Origin of the sequence: Pseudoflavonifractor phocaeensis, assembly GCF_016901955.1 — a bacterium.
GTDB classification, from domain to species: Bacteria; Bacillota; Clostridia; order Oscillospirales; family Oscillospiraceae; genus Flavonifractor; species Flavonifractor phocaeensis_A.
Genome location: NZ_JACJLC010000061.1, coordinates 1 through 18343, shown reverse-complemented (window position 1 = coordinate 18343; position 18343 = coordinate 1). Strand labels below are relative to the sequence as shown.

Annotated in this window: 17 protein-coding genes and 1 pseudogene; all 18 read left to right on the top strand. The window is 58.4% G+C overall.

All coding sequences use genetic code 11. From position 1 onward, the window contains the following. Nucleotides 1-767: AAA family ATPase (locus H6B51_RS12440; RefSeq protein WP_204883996.1), on the top strand; the 767-nt coding region annotated here is incomplete at its 5' end. 122 nt (nt 768-889) lie between these two features. Further along, the gene (locus H6B51_RS12435) at nt 890-1081 is read left to right on the top strand and encodes a transposon-encoded TnpW family protein (protein ID WP_087385489.1); all 192 of its coding nucleotides are present in this window, start codon (nt 890-892) and stop codon (nt 1079-1081) included. 35 nt (nt 1082-1116) lie between these two features. Continuing rightward, a pseudogene (locus tag H6B51_RS12430) lies at nt 1117-2466 on the top strand (VirD4-like conjugal transfer protein, CD1115 family); the annotation flags it as partial. A 3-nt stretch (nt 2467-2469) separates the two neighbouring features. Continuing rightward, nucleotides 2470-2694, top strand: a complete 225-nt coding sequence (locus tag H6B51_RS12425) for a Maff2 family mobile element protein (RefSeq protein WP_065533868.1) — start codon at nt 2470-2472, stop codon at nt 2692-2694. Nucleotides 2695-2706: 12 nt separating this feature from the next. Continuing rightward, complete coding sequence (locus H6B51_RS12420) at nt 2707-5901, top strand: S-layer homology domain-containing protein (protein WP_204883995.1); 3195 nt, start codon at nt 2707-2709, stop codon at nt 5899-5901. A 70-nt stretch (nt 5902-5971) separates the two neighbouring features. Next, on the top strand, nt 5972-6838 hold the full coding sequence (locus tag H6B51_RS12415; protein WP_243421289.1) for a VirB6/TrbL-like conjugal transfer protein, CD1112 family: 867 nt from the start codon (nt 5972-5974) through the stop codon (nt 6836-6838). A gap of 15 nt (nt 6839-6853) precedes the next feature. Continuing rightward, nucleotides 6854-7240, top strand: coding sequence for a PrgI family protein (locus H6B51_RS12410; protein ID WP_204883994.1), 387 nt, complete (start codon nt 6854-6856; stop codon nt 7238-7240). Next, nucleotides 7206-9608: a VirB4-like conjugal transfer ATPase, CD1110 family gene (locus H6B51_RS12405; RefSeq protein ID WP_204883993.1), complete on the top strand. Its 2403-nt coding sequence runs from the start codon at nt 7206-7208 to the stop codon at nt 9606-9608. Before H6B51_RS12410 ends, H6B51_RS12405 begins: the two co-directional genes overlap by 35 nt. A 4-nt stretch (nt 9609-9612) precedes the next feature. Next, a complete protein-coding gene (locus H6B51_RS12400) occupies nt 9613-9936 on the top strand; it encodes a hypothetical protein (protein ID WP_204883992.1) in 324 nt (107 codons plus the stop codon). Next, nucleotides 9929-10954, top strand: a complete 1026-nt coding sequence (locus tag H6B51_RS12395; protein WP_204883991.1) for a DNA cytosine methyltransferase — start codon at nt 9929-9931, stop codon at nt 10952-10954. Before H6B51_RS12400 ends, H6B51_RS12395 begins: the two co-directional genes overlap by 8 nt. After that, nucleotides 10951-12840, top strand: coding sequence for a C40 family peptidase (locus H6B51_RS12390; RefSeq protein ID WP_243421288.1), 1890 nt, complete (start codon nt 10951-10953; stop codon nt 12838-12840). Before H6B51_RS12395 ends, H6B51_RS12390 begins: the two co-directional genes overlap by 4 nt. A gap of 15 nt (nt 12841-12855) precedes the next feature. After that, complete coding sequence (locus H6B51_RS12385; protein ID WP_204883997.1) at nt 12856-13596, top strand: phosphoadenosine phosphosulfate reductase; 741 nt, start codon at nt 12856-12858, stop codon at nt 13594-13596. Continuing rightward, the gene (locus tag H6B51_RS12380) at nt 13583-13861 is read left to right on the top strand and encodes a DUF4315 family protein (RefSeq protein ID WP_204883990.1); all 279 of its coding nucleotides are present in this window, start codon (nt 13583-13585) and stop codon (nt 13859-13861) included. The genes H6B51_RS12385 and H6B51_RS12380 overlap by 14 nt, the downstream gene beginning before the upstream one ends. Then, nucleotides 13851-14582, top strand: a complete 732-nt coding sequence (locus H6B51_RS12375; protein ID WP_204883989.1) for a DUF4366 domain-containing protein — start codon at nt 13851-13853, stop codon at nt 14580-14582. The genes H6B51_RS12380 and H6B51_RS12375 overlap by 11 nt, the downstream gene beginning before the upstream one ends. After that, nucleotides 14579-16648, top strand: a complete 2070-nt coding sequence (locus H6B51_RS12370; RefSeq protein WP_204883988.1) for a DNA topoisomerase 3 — start codon at nt 14579-14581, stop codon at nt 16646-16648. Before H6B51_RS12375 ends, H6B51_RS12370 begins: the two co-directional genes overlap by 4 nt. Nucleotides 16649-16745: 97 nt before the next feature. Beyond that, nucleotides 16746-17069, top strand: coding sequence for a DUF3795 domain-containing protein (locus tag H6B51_RS12365; RefSeq protein ID WP_207753936.1), 324 nt, complete (start codon nt 16746-16748; stop codon nt 17067-17069). A 129-nt stretch (nt 17070-17198) separates the two neighbouring features. Beyond that, on the top strand, nt 17199-17705 hold the full coding sequence (locus H6B51_RS12360; protein WP_243421287.1) for a hypothetical protein: 507 nt from the start codon (nt 17199-17201) through the stop codon (nt 17703-17705). Between the two features lie 12 nt (nt 17706-17717). Continuing rightward, on the top strand, nt 17718-18275 hold the full coding sequence (locus H6B51_RS12355; protein WP_335342154.1) for an antirestriction protein ArdA: 558 nt from the start codon (nt 17718-17720) through the stop codon (nt 18273-18275). Nucleotides 18276-18343: the final 68 nt, after the last annotated feature.

The following is an 18343-nucleotide window of genomic DNA, read 5'->3' as shown; positions in this document are numbered from 1 at the left end:
TCCAAGTGATTTACCAGACCGCCGAGGACGGGCTGGGCGATACCGTCAAGCCCCGCTTGATAGAAGCCGAAGCCGACCTTGACCGCGTGCTTGTGATTGATGAAGCCAAGCGGGAGCTTACCCTGTCCGACGAGCGCATAGAAAAGGCAATCACGCAGAACGGGGCGCGGCTGATTATCCTTGACCCCATACAGGCGTACATGGGCGAAAAGACCGACATGAACCGGGCAAACGAAGTGCGCCCCATGTTCCGCCGCCTTGCCGATGTTGCCGAGCGTACCGGGTGCGCCGTTATCCTTATCGGACACTTGAACAAAGCCGCCGGAGGGCAGAGCGCATACCGGGGATTAGGTTCTATTGACTTCCGCGCCGCAGCAAGGAGCGTCCTGCTGATCGGGCGCGTGAAGCGGGAGCCAAATGTGCGCGTTATCGTCCATGACAAATCTTCCCTTGCGCCGGAGGGCAAGCCCGTTGCTTTTTGCCTTGACCCGGAAACAGGCTTTTCATGGATAGGCGAATACGACATAACCGCCGACGAGCTGCTATCCGGCGCGGGCGGGAACACCGCCACCAAGACCGAGCAAGCCGAGAAACTGATACTTGACTTACTCGCAGACGGGAAAGAACTTGCCAGCGAGGACATTGATAAGGCCGCAGCCGAAGCCGGGATTTCTGCCCGTACCGTCCGGGCGGCAAAGAAAAACCTTGACGGGCGCATTACCTCAAAGCGTATCGGCGCGGCATGGTATCACGCCCTCAAAAAATGAAGTGGCAAAATCCAAGTGGCAAAACCCAGATACCTTGCCACTTTGCCACTTCGCCACTTCAACCCTCAACCACCGCCCCATGTGCTGCCGCATGGGGCTTTTCTCATAGAAAGGAGCAGCCTATGAACAATGAAACCAGCAAGACCAGCGCCCCCGCAGCCGCTTCCCCTCTGACCGCCAAACCCGACCTTGTGAAGAACATCGGCGGCACGACCTTTGACATTCATATCCATTTCAGCGAAACCAGCCGGGAAACCTTTACGGACAAGGTTGTGCGCCTTATCAAGAACGACAGCGGCGATGAAACCGCTTAAAAGCAAGATACTTTTTTCTTGTTCCTTATTGACAAAACCCGAAAGGACAGCTTTTGTCCGAGGTGGGGACCATGCTGCGCCGGGGCGCTCCCAAGCTGGACGAGAACGGAAAGCCCATGCGGGACGCCCGCGGGAAGGTCATCTATGAGCCGTACCGCATCAAAGTCCTCAACACCATCAACTTCAAAAAGAGCATGAAATACAACCCTTTCGCCTACATCCGCAGCGAAAAGGATATTTTGAAGCTGGTCAATGTCATCATCGCCAACACCAAAGGCGACGGGGAAAAATCCTCGGAAGATTTTTGGGTGAAGGCCGAGCGGCTTTTGTACTGCGCCCTGATCGGGTACATCTGGTACGAGGCGGAGCCGGAGGAGCGAAACTTCCTCACGCTGCTGGAGCTCATCAACGCATCCGAGGCCAGAGAGGATGACGAGGAATTTCAAAGTCCCGTTGACCTGCTCTTTGCAAAGCTGGAGAAAGAGCACCCGGACCACTTCGCCGTGAAGCAGTACCGGAAATTCAAATTGGCCGCTGGCAAGACCCTGAAATCCATCCTGATTAGCTGCGGCGCCCGCCTTGCCCCCTTCGATATTGCGGAGCTGCGGGAAATCATGTCGGACGACGAACTGGAGCTGGACACCCTGGGCGACCGGAAAACGGCGCTGTTCCTCATTATGAGCGACACGGACACCACCTTCAACTTCGTCATTGCCATGCTGCAAAGCCAGCTATTCAATCTCCTTTGCGATAAGGCGGACGACGTGTACGGCGGCAGGCTGCCCGTCCATGTGCGGTGCCTTCTGGACGAGTTCGCCAATATCGGGCAGATACCCAATTTCGACAAGCTGATAGCCACCATCCGGAGCCGGGAAATCTCGGCTTCTATTATTTTGCAGTCCCAAAGTCAGTTAAAGACCATCTACAAGGACGCCGCAGACACCATTGTGGGCAACTGCGACACCACCTTGTTTTTGGGAGGCAAGGAGAAATCCTCCCTGAAAGAAATCTCGGAGCTGCTGGGCAAGGAGACCATCGACAGCTTCAATCAATCCGAGAACCGGGGCAGCCAGGTTTCCCACGGCCTCAACTATCAGAAATTAGGAAAGGAGCTGATGACCCAGGACGAGATCGCGGTGATGGACGGAGGCAAGTGTATCTTGCAGCTGCGAGGGGTGCGGCCGTTTTTCAGCGACAAGTTTGATATAACAAAGCATCCCCGCTACAAGTACCTTGCCGATGCCGACAAGAAAAACACCTTTGACATTGAACGGTACATGAAACGCAGACCGGCCATCGTGAAGCCGGACGAGCCTTTCGATCTGTACGAATTGAAAGCCACCGACCTTCAACACGACAATTCAAACGAACGAAAGGAGAATTGACCTATGGATTTTTTTGCAAAGTCAATTGAGGTTTTGCAGACTTTGGTTATCGCGCTGGGCGGCGGCCTGTGCGTGTGGGGCGGCATCAACCTTCTGGAAGGTTACGGCCAGGACAACCCAGCCTCCAAGTCCCAAGGCATCAAGCAGCTCATGGCGGGCGGCGGCGTTGCCCTAATCGGTATGATTCTGGTGCCCCTGCTGTCCGGCCTGCTGTCCACTGGTGGTTAAGGGAGGGATTTCATGAACAGCAAAATTCGTTTTCGGCGCCCTATGGCGCTATTGCTCTCCCTGGTGCTGTGCGTCGGTTTGGTGCCCTCGGCCTTTGCCGCCCAGCAGAACAGCTACCATGACCCGGCGGAGCATTGGCAGGAGGCGCTGAACCGCACCAACGAACTTGACGCAAACTCGGTGGTGACGAGGGAAACCTTTGATTGCTGCGTCTGCGACAAGGCCACCGCCTTTGAGGTGTTCCGTGTTCCTGAGTACACCCGTAACGGTGAAACCGCGCTGACTCGAAATGTTAAGTATTCGGACGGCACCTGTCTGGACGGCGAGAGCAAGGGTGATCTTCTGGACGGCACCCCCGGCCAGGACGCCGCCTATACCGGCTACCACTGGACGAAAGCTGTCTGCGAAGTCTGCGGCACGATTAACAGTAATATGGGTGCTACCAGTTACGCCTGCAACAAGAATGTGTATTGTCTCTATGACTGCGCGGCGGATTTCTTTGAGGAACTGCCGGAAACGCATACCGTTGAGCAGGTGGACAGCACCTACCATCGTGTTGTTACCACCAGCGGTGAATACTGCGCGTTCTGTTACGGCACCTACAAGGAGGAAAGATCCACCCTGGAGCGGCACCACATGGAAACAGCCATCCGCCCGGAGCTGGCCCATGACCGCTTTGTAGAAATGGCAGCCTGCGCCGACTGCGGCTATGCCGAAACCGCCTACACCGCTGCCAAGTCTGTTGTGGCGGACTACTTCGGCGTTGCAGACGGCCAGCCCCACACCGTTACCGTGTCCGATCTCTCCGAGGCTGGCGTCACCACCGCCATCCGCTACGGCCACAGCGCCGACGCTTGCACCTTGACCAGCGCCCCTAACTACTCGGAGGCCGGAGATTACTCGGTTTATTATGAGATCACCTATACATTCAAGAACACCAACATGGTAGAGGACGGCGTGGCCTATGTCCACCTACGGGATGAAAGCACCGAGGAAACCGATGGGGATGGCACCTGCGGCGAGGACCACAACTGGACCCTGCTGGACAACGTGAACCCCACCTGCCTGACTCTGGGCTATGACCGCTACCTGTGTGTGGATTGCGGTGCAATCGAAAAGCAGGACTATGAGGCCACCCTGGGCCATGCTTATCAAAGCATCGTCATCCGGGACGCCACCTGCGAGGCCCCCGGCAAGGTGCTGGAAATCTGTGAGCGGTGCGGCACCGTCCAGGAAAGCACTACCCCCAAGGGGGAGCATGAGTTCTCCACCACCGTTGTCCCGGCCACCTGCACCAACCCCGGCTACACCCTGCGGGAGTGTTCCATCTGCGGGGAGCGTCATATCGAGGACATCACGGCGGCCCTGCCCCACAACTATGTTGCCAAAGTAAGCCCAGCCACCTGTGAGGGTGGCGGCAAGACCCTCCATATCTGCGAGGGCTGCGGCAGTTCCTTTGTCACCGACTACACCGACCCCCTGGGCCATTCCTGGGACGAGGGTACCGAAGTCACTGGCTCCACCTGCACCGGCGAAGGTCTGATCGAGTATCGCTGTGTCCGCTGCGGCTATCACCGGCTGGAGGGTAATGCGGCGGCGGGCCATGCACCCGGCGAGGCGGCCACCTGCACCACGCCCCAGCTCTGTACCAAGTGCGGCGCTGTGATCGTCAACGCCCTGGGCCACGACTACCAGGAGGAAATCACTGAACCCACCTGCACGGAAATGGGCTACACCACCTATACCTGCTCACGCTGCGGCGACACTTACAAGGGTAACTACACCGATGCCGCCGGACACAAGCCCGGCGACTGGATCATTGACCAGGAACCCACCACCGACAGCGAGGGCAGCAAACACAAGGAATGTACCGTGTGCGGCGAAACCCTGGAAACGGAAGAAATCGAGAAAATCTACAATCAGGCCACCACGGACAGCAAGGGCGAGGCTGTTGTGGGCGGCTATCTGGTGATTGTCACCGATACGGATACCAAAAACCCCGTAGCCAATGCCACCGTTGCACTCCATGCGGATCATACCTTGTCTGTCCGGCTTCCTTCCGGGCGGCTGCTGGACTATGCCGATCAGACCACCATCCAGATTCAGCTTGTCAAGGACAAGTCCCTCGTGGCGGACATGGGTATTTCCGTCACTGACCGCAACGACAATTCCAGCAGCGGCAAGACCGACACCGCCGGACAGCTCACTGTCCCTGGTGGTTCTGATACCACCAATGAGGACGGAAAAGGCACCGTGGGCTGGGAGGATGCCGACGGGGATCGCTGGACCCTGACCGTTAAGATGGAGGATCACGAAACCGGGCGGCCCATTGAGGATGCCGGAGTATCTATCGGAAAAACCGGCACCATCACCGTCACCCTGCCGGACGGCGCCGACATGGACGAGGACAACCGGATCACCGTTACCGTCACTGACCAGGAGCGTGAGCCCCAGGAGGGCTTGACTGTTATCATCAAGGGCGATCTGGGCCAGAAGGAAACCGGGGAAACCGACGAGAACGGCAAGCTGACGGTTCCCGTTGTTGTGGAGTCCGAGTATCACGGGGCCTATGTGGTGGGCTACACCGACGGCACCTTTGGGCCGGACCGGGATATGACCCGGAGCGAGGCGGCCACCATCTTTGCCCGCCTGCTGGCTCAGCGCAACGGGGAGCGTATCACCGCCCCCACAAAAACCACCTTCCTGGATGTACCCACAAACGCATGGTACGCCAGGTATGTGTCCTATCTGACCCGCTACAGCATTGCTGTGGGCTACACCGACGGACTGTTCCACGGGGACGAGCCCATCACCCGCGCCGAGTTCACGGCCATGGCGGTGCGGTTCTTTGACGCCTATGGCGACGGCGATCCCGCCATCATGGAGGAGTACGGCTGCTTTTGGGATGTGTCCCCCGGCCATTGGGCTGCGGGCTACATTGAGGACGCCGCCCGGTATGGCTGGGTGGTAGGCTACGGCGACGGCACCTTCCATGCCGACGATGAAATCACCCGTGCCGAGGTTGTTACCATCGTCAACCGCCTGCTGGGGCGTGAGGCCGACCAGGAGTATATTGCCGACCATCCCCGTGGGCTGGTGCTGTTCCCGGATGTGTCCAAGGGCTATTGGGCCTACTATGACATTCTCGAGGCGGCCAACAGCCACACCGCATCTATGGATGGCGTGGAAATCTGGCATCGCGCATGATACCAAACATCCAAACCCAGCGGGGGCTTTCGCTTTGCAGCGGGAGCCCCCGCAAAGGAGGTGATCTCCCTTGATATTGGGTATGATTGAGGATTGGTTCAAGGAACTGCTCATTGACGGTATCATTTCAAACCTGACCGGGATGTTTGATACCCTGAACACAAAGGTGGGCGAAATCGCCGGGGAGGTCGGCATGACGCCCGCCGCCTGGAACAGCAGCATCTTCAACATGATCCGCAACCTCTCGGAGACGGTGATCGTCCCCATCGCGGGCATCATCCTCACCTTCGTCATGTGCTACGAGCTGATCCAGCTCATCATCGAGAAAAACAACCTCCATGACTTCGACACCTGGATTTTCTTCAAGTGGATTTTCAAGACCTTCTGCGCAGTGCTGATCGTCACCAACACCTGGAACATCGTTATGGCGGTGTTCGATGTGGCGCAGAATGTGGTCAGTCAGTCGGCAGGGGTTATCATCTCGGACGCAGGCATCGACATTTCCGGCGTGGTGGGTGATCTGGAGACCCAGCTTGCCGACTGGAGCGTGGGCGCCCTGCTGGGGCTGTGGTTCCAGAGCGTGTTCGTGGGGCTGTGTACGCAGATACTTTCCATCTGCATCTTCCTGGTGATCTACGGCAGAATGATTGAGGTGTATTTGGTCACCTCAATAGGACCCATCCCCTTTGCCACGATGGTCAACCGGGAGTGGGGCTCCACGGGGCAGAACTACCTTCGCTCCCTGCTGGCCCTGGGCTTCCAAGCCTTCCTCATTATGATCTGCGTAGGCATCTACGCGGTGCTGGTGGAGGGCATCTCCACATCCGGCGACAACATATCCGCAGCTATCTGGGGCTGCATGGGCTATACGGTCCTGCTGTGCTACACCCTGTTCAAGACCGGCAGCCTTGCAAAATCCCTGTTTGGCGCCCACTAAAGGAGGTGTGAAACATTGGCTTATGTAACGATCCCGAAGGACCTGAGCCGGATACAGAGCAAGGTCCTGTTCGGGCTGACCAAACGGCAAGTGATCTGTTTCGGAGCGGCGGCGCTGGTAGGCGTGCCGCTTTTCTTTTTGGCAAAGGCGAGCCTGGGGACCACCACGGCGGCGCTTTGCATGATCCTGGTGATGCTGCCCTTTTTCCTGTTCGCCATGTACGAGAAGAACGGGCAGCCGCTGGAGGTGTTCCTGGGTCATCTGATCCAGAACAAATTCATCCGCCCGAAGGTACGCATCTACCAGACCAACAATCTCTATTCCGCCCTGGTGCGGCAATCCCGACTGGAACAGGAGGTGAAGCGGATTGCGAGAAAAGGCAGAAAAACCGGCAAAGCGTAAGCTCACCCGTAGCCAGCGCAAGCAGATCGAGGCGGTGATCCGGCAGGCAAAGGGCGACGGAAAAGCCCATACGGTGCAGGACAGCATCCCGTTTCAGAATATGTTCCCCGACGGCCTGTGCAGGCTGGAGGGCAGGACTTTCTCCAAGACCATTGCCTTTGAGGATGTGAACTACCGCTTGGCTGGGCCGGAGGATCAGCGGAGCATCTTTGAAAGCCTCTGCGACTTCTATAACGGCTACGACCCCTCCATCGGCGTCCAGGTCTCTTTGGACAGCCGCAGCGGAGGCAGCGCCGCCGATGAAATGTTCGGTATCACCAGGCAGGGCAACGACCTGGACCCCATCCGGGACGAGGCGGTGGACATCCTGCGGATGCAGTACAAGCGGGGCAACAACGGCTATGTGAAAACCAAGTATGTAACCCTGACCATCGAGGCGGAGAACCTTCCCGCAGCACGGGCGAGGTTTGCCCGCATTGAGACCGACACCCTCAACCGCTTCAAGGTCATGGGGGCGGCGGCTCATGTGCTGGACGGAAAGGAACGGCTGGAGCTGCTTTACAACATCCTTCATCCGGAAGGCGGGCAGTTCGCCTTTGAATGGGACTGGCTCCCGGCCAGCGGCCTTTCGGTGAAGGACTTCATCTCTCCGTCCTCCTTCCACTTCGGGGAGACCCGCACCTTCCGCATCGGCAAACGCTACGGGGCAGTATCCTTTCTGCAAATTCTGGCGCCGGAGATGCACGACCGTATCCTCACCGACTTCATGGAGGCGGACGGAAATATTATGGTGACCATGCACATCCGGGGCATCAACCAGAACGAGGCCATCAAGATGGTCAAACGAAAGATCACCGACCTGGATGCCATGAAGATACAGGAACAGAAACGGGCTGTGCGCAGTGGCTACGATATGGACATCCTTCCTTCCGACCTCTCCACCTACGGCGGCGCGGCGAAGGACCTTCTCACCGACTTGCAATCCCGCAACGAGAGAATGTTCAACATGACCTTCCTGGTGCTGCACACGGCGGAGACCCGGCAAAAGCTGGAGATCGCCGTATCCCAGGCGGCCAGTGTCGCCCAGACCTACAACTGCCTTCTGACCCGGCTGGACTTCCAGCAGGAGGACGGGCTGATGTCCTCTTTGCCCCTGGGCCTCAACCGCATCAAGATCGAACGGAGCCTGACCACATCGGCTCTGGCGGTGTTCGTCCCCTTCGTCACCCAGGAGGTGTTCATGGGCGGCGACGCCATGTACTACGGCCTCAACGCCCTCTCCAATAACATGATCCTGCTGGACCGCAAGCAATCCCGTTGTCCCAACGGCCTTGTGTTCGGCACGCCCGGCAGCGGCAAATCCATGAGCTGCAAGCGGGAGATCACCTTTATCATGCTGATGACCCAGGACAATGTCATCATCTGCGACCCGGAGGACGAATATTCGCCCCTGGTGAAGCGGCTGGGCGGTCAGGTGATCCGGCTGTCCCCGTCCAGCACCGACTATGTGAACCCCCTGGACATCAACCTCAACTATTCCGATGAAGAAAACCCGCTGGCGCTGAAAAGCGACTTCGTGCTGTCCTTCTGTGAGCTCATCATGGGCAGCAAGACCGGCCTGGATGCCATCGAAAAGACGGTCATCGACCGGGCGGTGCAGATGATCTATCAGCCCTACTTTGCCGACCCCAGGCCGGAGAATATGCCGATTTTGGGCGACCTGATGAACGCCCTGCTGTCCCAGCACATCCCGGAGGCCGACCGGGTGGCCCAGGCATTGGACCTGTATGTGAACGGTTCGCTGAACTTCTTCAACCATCGCACCACCGTGGACATCTCCAACCGTCTGGTCTGCTTCGACATCAAGGGCCTGGGCAAAAATCTGAAAAAGCCCGGTATGCTCATTGTCCAGGACGCGGTGTGGAACACCGTCACCATCAACCGTGCCATTGGCCGGTCTACCTGGTATTTTGTAGACGAATTCCACCTTCTGCTGAAGGAAGAACAGACTGCGGCGTACAGCGCCGAGATTTGGAAACGGTTCAGAAAATGGGGCGGCATCCCCACCGGGGCGACCCAGAACCCCAAGGACCTGCTTTCCTCCCCGGAGATCGAAAATATCCTGGAGAACAGCGACTTCATCTATATGCTCAACCAGGCGGCAGGCGACCGGAAGATACTGGCGGAGCGGCTGAACATTTCATCGGAGCAGCTTGCCTATGTGACCAATTCCGAGCCGGGTCACGGGCTGCTGTTCTTCAATAATGTCATCCTGCCCTTTGCGGATGACTTCCCGAAGGGTACCGAGCTCTACAAATTGCTCACCACCAAGCCCAGCGAGGTGGAACACGAGGAAAGGATGGGATAAGGATATGGAACAGGAAAAGCTGTATGTCATTGAGGAAAAGACCTACGAGGCGCACATCGACGAGGAAGTCCATCTCTACGGGCTGCTCCATCAGTTGGCCTTCCTTGCCGGGAAGGTCAAGGACCGCCGGGACATGGAGAACCTGATCGACACCGCCCGGCGGTACGGCGAGATCGCCGACCAGATGTTTGATCGCTGGAGCATCCCAGGCCGCTACCTGGTGTTCGGCGACAAGACCGACCTTGCCCGGCTGAAGGCCCTGGAGCTTTGCGAACTGGACGCCTTCTATGTGGACTGCGAGGATGACGAGGATCAGCCCCATGCCTGACCGCCTCACCCATGTTAGCCTCTTTTCCGGCATCGGCGGGCTGGACCTGGCGGCGGAGGCGGCGGGCTTTGAAACGGTTTGTCAATGCGAGTGGGCGGACTATCCCTATTCCGTCCTGCAAAAGCATTGGCCAGATGTGCCGAAGTTTCGGGACATCACTACATTCACGAAGGAGGCGTTTTTTGAGAAAACAGGACTTGAAACCATCACCATTCTCTCCGGCGGATTCCCGTGCCAGCCCTTCTCCACCGCAGGAAAGCGGCGGGGCTTTGCGGATGAACGCTACCTGTGGCCGGAAATGTGCCGCGTTATTGCCGAACTGCGGCCCCGTTGGGTGCTTGGGGAAAATGTTGCTGGCTTCATCAATATGGGGCTCGACAAAACGATTTTTGACCTGGCAAAAGCGGGATACGCTGTTCTCCCATTCGTATTTCCGGCTTGCGGCGTCGGCGCATGGCATGAGCGCCAGCGAACTTTTATCGTCGCGGCTGATGTTTCCCACACCCCTTGCCTCCGACAAATCCACGGGACGGGACGCTGCCAACCTGGATGTGTTCCTGTCGGACAATGGGATATTCCGCAAGCGGAACAAGGACGGGACGATCTGGAGCCTGTCCTTGTCGGCGGCGGTGTTCTATCTGACCCCGGCGGCGTCGGAGGGCTACCGCTCCACTTTGAAACCGGCGGCCTTCCGGGGCAAATCCCCGTCCTCCAACCTGTCGGCCCAGGTGATCCGGCAGGAGCAGCCCCGTTCCGAGAAAGCGGCGCTGAACCCGGACTGGGTGGAGTGGCTCATGGGATTCCCCCCGAAATGGACGGACGCATCCTATGGCGTGCCGAGCCCAAAGGAGTCCCCCGCATGACCGAGGACACGGACAACCGGGCGCTGCGGCTGAAAACCCTGGGTAACGCGGTCTGCCCGCCTCAGGCCTATCCCATTTTCCGGTACATCGCCATGATCGAAAGCGGGGCCTGTATCAATATCTGCCCCTATGGAACAGGAGGTGACGCACCTTGAAAGAATGGAAAGCCCCTGAAAAGGAGGCGCAGAAGATGACCCGTGACGGGGCGGTATCCGTCAATCTGGTCACGGGCAAGACTACCTATCCCTCTGACCGGATGCCGGAGCGGGACTATTCCACATCCGGCGATGCGGCGGGCGCCGCTGGGAAAGTGGTGGACCGTGTGGAACTGCACCGGGAACAGGCAGCAGCAAAAAAGAAGCACCGGAAACAGCGCAGAGCTTATCGGGAGGGCGAGGCGGTAGCGGGCCGCCCATCCTCCCGATTGCAGTTTTCCGAGGCTGACCAGGCCAAGCCGGAGCTGCAAGGGGCCATCCGCAAGTCGGACAAGGCGGCGGACCGGCTGGATGCGGCAAAGGCTGCTACTCCGTCCAAACCGCCATCCCCCCAGCATGCCAATCCGCTGTCCCGCCCCATCCAGGAGGCGGGCGCAGCCATCCACGGCAAGGTCCGGGAGGTGGAGCAGGAAAATTCCGGCGTCCAGTCGGGCCACCTGGGAGAACACGGCATTGAGAAGGCTGTGGGCTACGGAAACCGCCGTGTCCAGAACTGGCGGGCGGAACGCAAGCTGAAACCCTGGCGGGACGCAGCAAAGGCGGAGCAGGCGGCGGTCAAGGCCAATGCGGATTTCTACTATCGGAAAGCCGTGGCGGAGAACCCCCAGCTTGCATCCAATCCCATCTCCCGCCTGTGGCAGAAACGGAAGCTGCAAAAGCAATATGCGGCGGCATACCGGGCGGCGGGAAAGACCGCCCAGGCCGGGAAAACAGCAGAGGCCACGGCAAAGGCGGCCAGGAAAACCGCCCAGGAGTCCAAGCGCACCGCCCTTTTCCTGAAACGGCATTGGAAGGGCGCGTTGATCGTGGGCGGCATCGGCCTTCTGCTGGTGATGCTGCTGGGCTCCCTGCAATCCTGTTCCTCCATGTTCGGCGGCGGGATGTCCAACATCATGGTGTCCTCCTATCTCTCCGAAGATTCCGATATGCTGGCGGCGGAAGAGGCCTACTGTGCCAAAGAGGATGAATTGCGGGAGTACTTGGACACCTACGAGGCCACCCACGACTATGACGAGTATCACTTCGACCTGGACGAGATCGAGCATGACCCCTATGTGCTGATCTCCATTCTGTCGGCACTCCATGAAGGAGTGTTCACCATCGACCAGGTACAGGGCGACCTTCAAACCCTCTTTGACAAGCAATACATCCTCACCGAAACCGTGACCACGGAGACCCGCTATCGGACGGAAACAAGGACGGACAGCGAGGGCAACACCTATACGGTTCGGGTGCCCTATACCTGGACCATCTGCACCGTCACGCTGGAGAACTTCGACCTCTCCCATGTGCCGGTCTATATGATGGGCGAGGAACAGCTTTCCCTGTACGCCACCTATATGTCCACCCTGGGCAACCGCCCCGATCTGTTTCCGTCCTCCGGGTATGTGAGCAAGTACATCGAGAACCCGCCCACCGCCTGGGAGATTCCCGCTGAATACCTGACAGACGAGCGGTTCAACACCCTTATCACCGAGGCGGAAAAATACTTGGGTTATCCCTATGTGTGGGGCGGCAGCAGCCCCAGCACCTCTTTCGATTGCAGCGGCTTTGTCAGTTATGTGCTGACCAACAGCGGCCTGTGTAATACCGGGCGGTTGGGCGCCCAGGGGCTCTACAACATTTCCACCCCGGTATCCAACCCCCAGCCCGGCGATTTGGTGTTCTTTGTGGGGACATATGATACCAACGGCGTATCCCATGTGGGCATCTATGTGGGCGACGGGATGATGCTGCATTGCGGCGACCCCATCCAGTATTCCAACCTGAACACAAGCTACTGGCAGTCCCATTTCTACGCATACGGCAGACCGCCCTACAACTGATGGAGGTGATGAAGCATCAATATGGTTTCCTACGGGGGCGGTGCCAACAGCACCGCCCTTTTGGTTGGACTGCACCAGCACCGTATCCCGGTGGACCTGATCCTCTTTGCGGATACGGGGGCGGAGCATCCCCACACATACGCCTATCTGGAGGTGATGGATTCCTGGCTGAAGGACCACGGGATGCCGCCCATTACCAGAGTGTATAAGACCACCCGTGACGGGAAACGGCTGACGCTGGAGGATGAATGTCTGCAAAGCTGCAGCCTTCCATCCATTGCCTATGGCTTCAAGCGGTGTTCCCTGAAACATAAGATCGGGCCGCAGGAAAAGTTCGGCAACCATTATCCGCCGTGTCAAAAGGTGTGGGCGGCGGGCAAAAGGGTGGTCAAATTCATCGGCTACGACGCAGGCGAGGGCTACCGCAGCGACAAGGTGCTGCTGGGAGACCTCGCCGACCGAAAATACAGCAAGTGGTATCCCCTGATGGAATGGGGGTGGACGCGGGACGATTGCATCCGGCAGATCGAGGCGGCAGGGCTGCCCCAGCCGGGAAAATCGTCCTGTTTTTTCTGCCCCAGCATGAAACCAGATGAGATCACCGCTCTGCGGGAGCAGTATCCCGATTTATTCCGCCGCGCCCTGGCGCTGGAGGAAAACGCCCGGAAAAACCTGAAAACAGTCAAGGGCCTGGGGCGGAACTATTCCTGGGGAGAACGATTTGGAAAGGAGTTTTGCACACATGGCAACGGTTGAGAAAATTCGCAAGGACATTGAAAAGGTGAAGGGGAAGATCTCCGCCCAGCAGAAGCGCCTTCGGGAACTGGAGGCGCAGCTCACCGAGGAAGAAAACCTGGAGATCGTCCGCATGGTCAAGGCGGTGCGCATGGATAACAAGGAGCTGACCGCCTTCCTGAAGGCCTATGCCAGCGGCCTTATCACCCTGCCCGACGGGATGATGGAGGCGGAGGCGGTGCCGGAGCCTGACGACAATATGGAGGACAGCGACCATGAAGAATAAGAAAGTGATCCGGCTGTTTACGGCGATGCTGGCGGTGGTCCTGTGCATGACCGCCTTCTCTGTCACCGCCTTTGCGGGCGGCGGGGATGGGGACTATTACACCGGGGAGCCCGCCGAGACGACCCGGGAACCCACCGAGGAACCCGCCACCGGGGGCATGGAGCCGGAGGGCAAGCCCCTTACCCCGGAGGGCAACGCCACGCTGGTGGACGACTATTACGGCGACAAGCAGCTTATCACCGTGACCACGAAAGCGGGCAACTATTTTTACATCCTGATCGACCGGGCCAACGAGGACAAGGAGACCGCCGTTCACTTCTTGAACCAGGTGGATGAAGCCGACCTGATGGCGCTGCTGGAGGATGGGCAGACGGAGGAAAAACCTGCGGTTTGTACCTGCACCGAGAAATGCCAGGCCGGTGCGGTGAATACTGCCTGTCCGATTTGCGCGGTGAATATGAGCGAGTGCACCGGGAAAGCGCCGGAGGTGGAGCCGGAGCCCGAACCGAAGCCGGAGAAGGAGTCCGGCAGCGGCGGCGCCCTGGTGCTGATCCTGCTGCTGGCGGTCCTGGGCGGCGGCGGAGCCTTCGCCTACATCAAGTTCATCAAGCCCAAGCAGGGCGCAAAAGTCAGCGCCGACCCGGACGACTATGAGTTCGAGGACGAGGAATACGAAAACGAGGACGTTCCTGAACAGGGAGAACAGGAGGACCAGAATTGAGCAAATTGGTGATCTGCGAAAAACCGAGTGTAGCAAAGAGTATCGCGTCGGCCCTGGGTGTCACATCCAGGGCCGATGGCTATTTTGAGGGCGGCGGCTGGCTCATTTCCTGGTGCATCGGGCATCTGGTAGGGTTGGCGGACGCGGCCGCCTACGATGACCGCTACAAGAAGTGGCGGTATGAGGACCTTCCCATCCTGCCCAACCCCTTCCGCTATGTGGTGTCCGAGGAAAAGACCGCCCAGTTCCACATTCTCCGTTCCCTGATGGAGCGCCCCGATGTGACGGAGTTGGTCAACGCCTGCGACGCGGGACGCGAGGGTGAGCTGATCTTCCGACTGGTCTATGAGGCCGCCGGATGTTCCAAACCTTTCTTCCGCCTCTGGATTTCTTCAATGGAGGACGCGGCGATCCGGGAGGGATTTGCCGATCTTCGCCCCGGTAGGGACTATGACCCGCTGTATCAGTCGGCGCTTTGTCGCCAAAAGGCGGACTGGCTCATCGGCATCAACGCAAGCCGCCTGTTCTCCGTCCTCTACCACCGCACCCTGAATGTGGGGCGGGTACAGACGCCCACCCTGGCGATGCTGGCCGACCGGGACAGCAAGATCACTCTGTTCCGCAAGGAGAAATACCATCATGTGCGTCTGGCGCTGGAGGAGGCCGAGGCGATCAGCGACCGCATTGTTTCCATGGAGGACGCCCAGGCCATCCGGGACGCCTGTGACGGGCAGCGGGCTGTGTGTGTATCTCTGGTACGGGAGAAAAAGACGGAGAAGCCGCCCAAGCTGTACGACCTGACCACCTTGCAGCGGGAGGCAAATCAGGTGTTCGGCTACACGGCCAAGCAAACCCTGGACTACGCCCAGTCGCTCTATGAAAAGAAGCTGCTGACCTATCCCCGGACGGACAGCCGGTATCTGACGGTTGACATGGCGGAGACCGCCTCCGTGGTCCTGCATCTGGCGGCACAGGTGCCGCCCTTCGACGCCTGCCCGGAGTTTTTCCCTGACGTTACAGTGTTGGTGAACGACAAGAAGGTATCCGACCACCACGCGATCCTGCCGACAATGGAATTGGAAAAGGCGGATGTCCCTGCACTGCCTGTGGGCGAGCGCAATATCCTTCTGCTGGTCTGCTGCAAGCTGCTGTGTGCGGCAGCGGAGCCTTTCGTGTATGAAGCGGTCACGGCCACCTTTGACTGCGATGACCACACTTTCACGGCAAAAGGAAAGCAGGTGCTTTCCCAGGGCTGGCGGGCCATCCAGGAGGTGTTCCGGTCCTCCCTGAAGGAGGAGCCGGAGGATGAAGAGGCCGCGGATGTCCTTCCGGCCTTGACGGAGGGACAGGCCTTTGAGCCGGTCTCCGCCTCCGTCACCGAGCACTTCACTTCACCCCCCAAGCCCTACACGGAGGATACCCTTCTGTCGGCCATGGAGAATGCAGGCAAGGAAGATATGCCGGACGAGGCAGAGCGCAAGGGCCTGGGTACCCCGGCGACCAGGGCGGCCATCATTGAAAAACTGGTGTCGAGCGGGTTTGTGGAGCGCAAAGGCAAGAACCTGATCCCCACAAAGGCAGGCGTCAACCTGGTTACGGTGCTGCCGGAGCTGCTAACCTCCCCCAAGCTCACGGCGGATTGGGAACAGCAATTGAACGAGGTGGCAAAGGGCGAGGCTTCGCCGGAGAGCTTCATGGACGGGATCAAGGCGATGACGGCGGAACTGGTGCGGAACTATTCCCACATTTCTGAGGAGGGGAAAAAGTTGTTCCAGCAGGAGAGGGAGGCAGTGGGAACCTGTCCCCGCTGCGGCAAGCCAGTCTATGAGGGTAAGAAGAACTTTGCCTGTTCGGACCGGGCCTGTCAGTTTGTCATGTGGAAGAATGACCGCTTTTTCGAGCAGCGCGGAAAGGCCTTTACCGCCAGGATCGCCGCCGCTTTGCTCAAAGACGGGAAGGCAAAGGTCAAGGGGCTGCGCTCCCTTCGTACCGGGAAACCCTATGACGGGACAATCGTTCTGGCCGACACCGGCGGGAAGTATGTGAATTACCGCATCGAGAAATAAGTATCGTGTCGTTCTTCCTTCACGGCTCTATCCAAGAGTGACTGATTACAGTATAATAAAGCTAATATCTTGCAGGGAGTGAATAGCCGTGAGGGATATGATCGCATACTGTGGGCTGGACTGTGAGAAGTGTGACGCTTATCTTGCAACCATCAATGACGATCAGGCATTGCGCGAGAAAACCGCAAAACTGTGGGCCCAGTTAAATCATGCGCCCATCTTACCAGAGCATATCAATTGTCAGGGCTGCCGCATGGATGGGGTGAAAACGGTGTATTGCGAAAACCTTTGCGGTATTCGCCAATGCGCCCTGCAAAAAGGCGTGAAGACCTGCGGCGACTGCGCTAAATTGAAAAGTTGTCAAATGGTTGGCGCAATTCTCGCCAACAACCCCGCTGCGCTGGAGAACCTGAAGGGATAGACTACATACCACAACAAAATAGCAGCTGCCGGTGACGGCACCGAGCGGGAAACCTGGAAAGGTTTCCCGCTTTTCTTTTACCCATTTTCAGAAAGGATGATGTCATTGAGCAAAAACGAACCCAATTTCATGGAACATTTGAAGCCGCTGCTCCCCGCAGACGGTGACGCAAGCGAACTGGAGGCGGCGGCCCAGACGCTTGCCGGACTTTCCCCGGAGGACCGTGACCTCCTGGCCGCTGTCCAGGAGTCGCCTTATCGCCTGACCACCCTGGAGCAGTTCCGGGAGTTCCCTGCCAACACCGAGTATTTTGTCCTGGAGCCCAACTTCAGCAAGGTGGAGGATGTGGGCTGGCGCTATCTGGCACAGCATTTGGACATCCTTCTGCCCCCGGAGCTGCTGGACGCCATTGATCCCGTTCCCTTTGGCAATCATGCCATGCAGGAGGAACAGGGCTGCTTCACCAGTAGAGGCTATCTCACCCTCTCCGGCGACGAGTGGGAGCATGAGCGCCCCAGGGAGAGGCAGATAGAGAAAAAGCCCTCCATCAAGGAACGGCTGGAGCAGAGCCGGAAGGAATGTGCCAATCAGAGCAAGGCGCAGCCCCATCGGGAAAAGCCTGCGCCGGAGCGATAAGGAGGTGTCGCCATGCCCCATTATGACTACGACAAAGATTATCCCTTTGCCGCCTTCATCACCAACCTGGGCAAGTACAACGAGGGCGCCCTTGTGGGCGAATGGGTGAAGTTTCCCACCACGGCGGAGGAACTGAAAAAGGTCTTTGAGCGCGTCGGAATTGGCGCAAAGGACGACTTTGGGCAGACCTATGAGGAATGGTTCATCACGGACTACGATTGCTATGTGAACGGCCTCTATGACCTGCTGGGTGAGTATGCCAACTTGGACGAGCTGAACTACCTGGCCTCCAAGCTGGACAACATGAGCCAGGATGAATATGAGCGGTTCCAGGCGGCCACGGAGATCGGCGACCATACGGGTAGCATCCAGGAGCTTATCAACCTGACGGAAAACCTGGACTGCTACGATGTTTACCCCGACATCCACGACCACGATGATCTGGGCCGGTATTACATCGAGGAACTGGACGCCATGCAGGTGCCGGAGCATCTGCGCAACTACATCGACTATGAGGCCTACGGGCGGGATGCATACGCCGCTCCAAAAGTGCAGCTTGACCGCAGATGATGGTGCATCACCACCGCTGGAATGGTGCACTGCTTCCGCGGAAATGGTGCATGGCGGCCGCGGGCGTG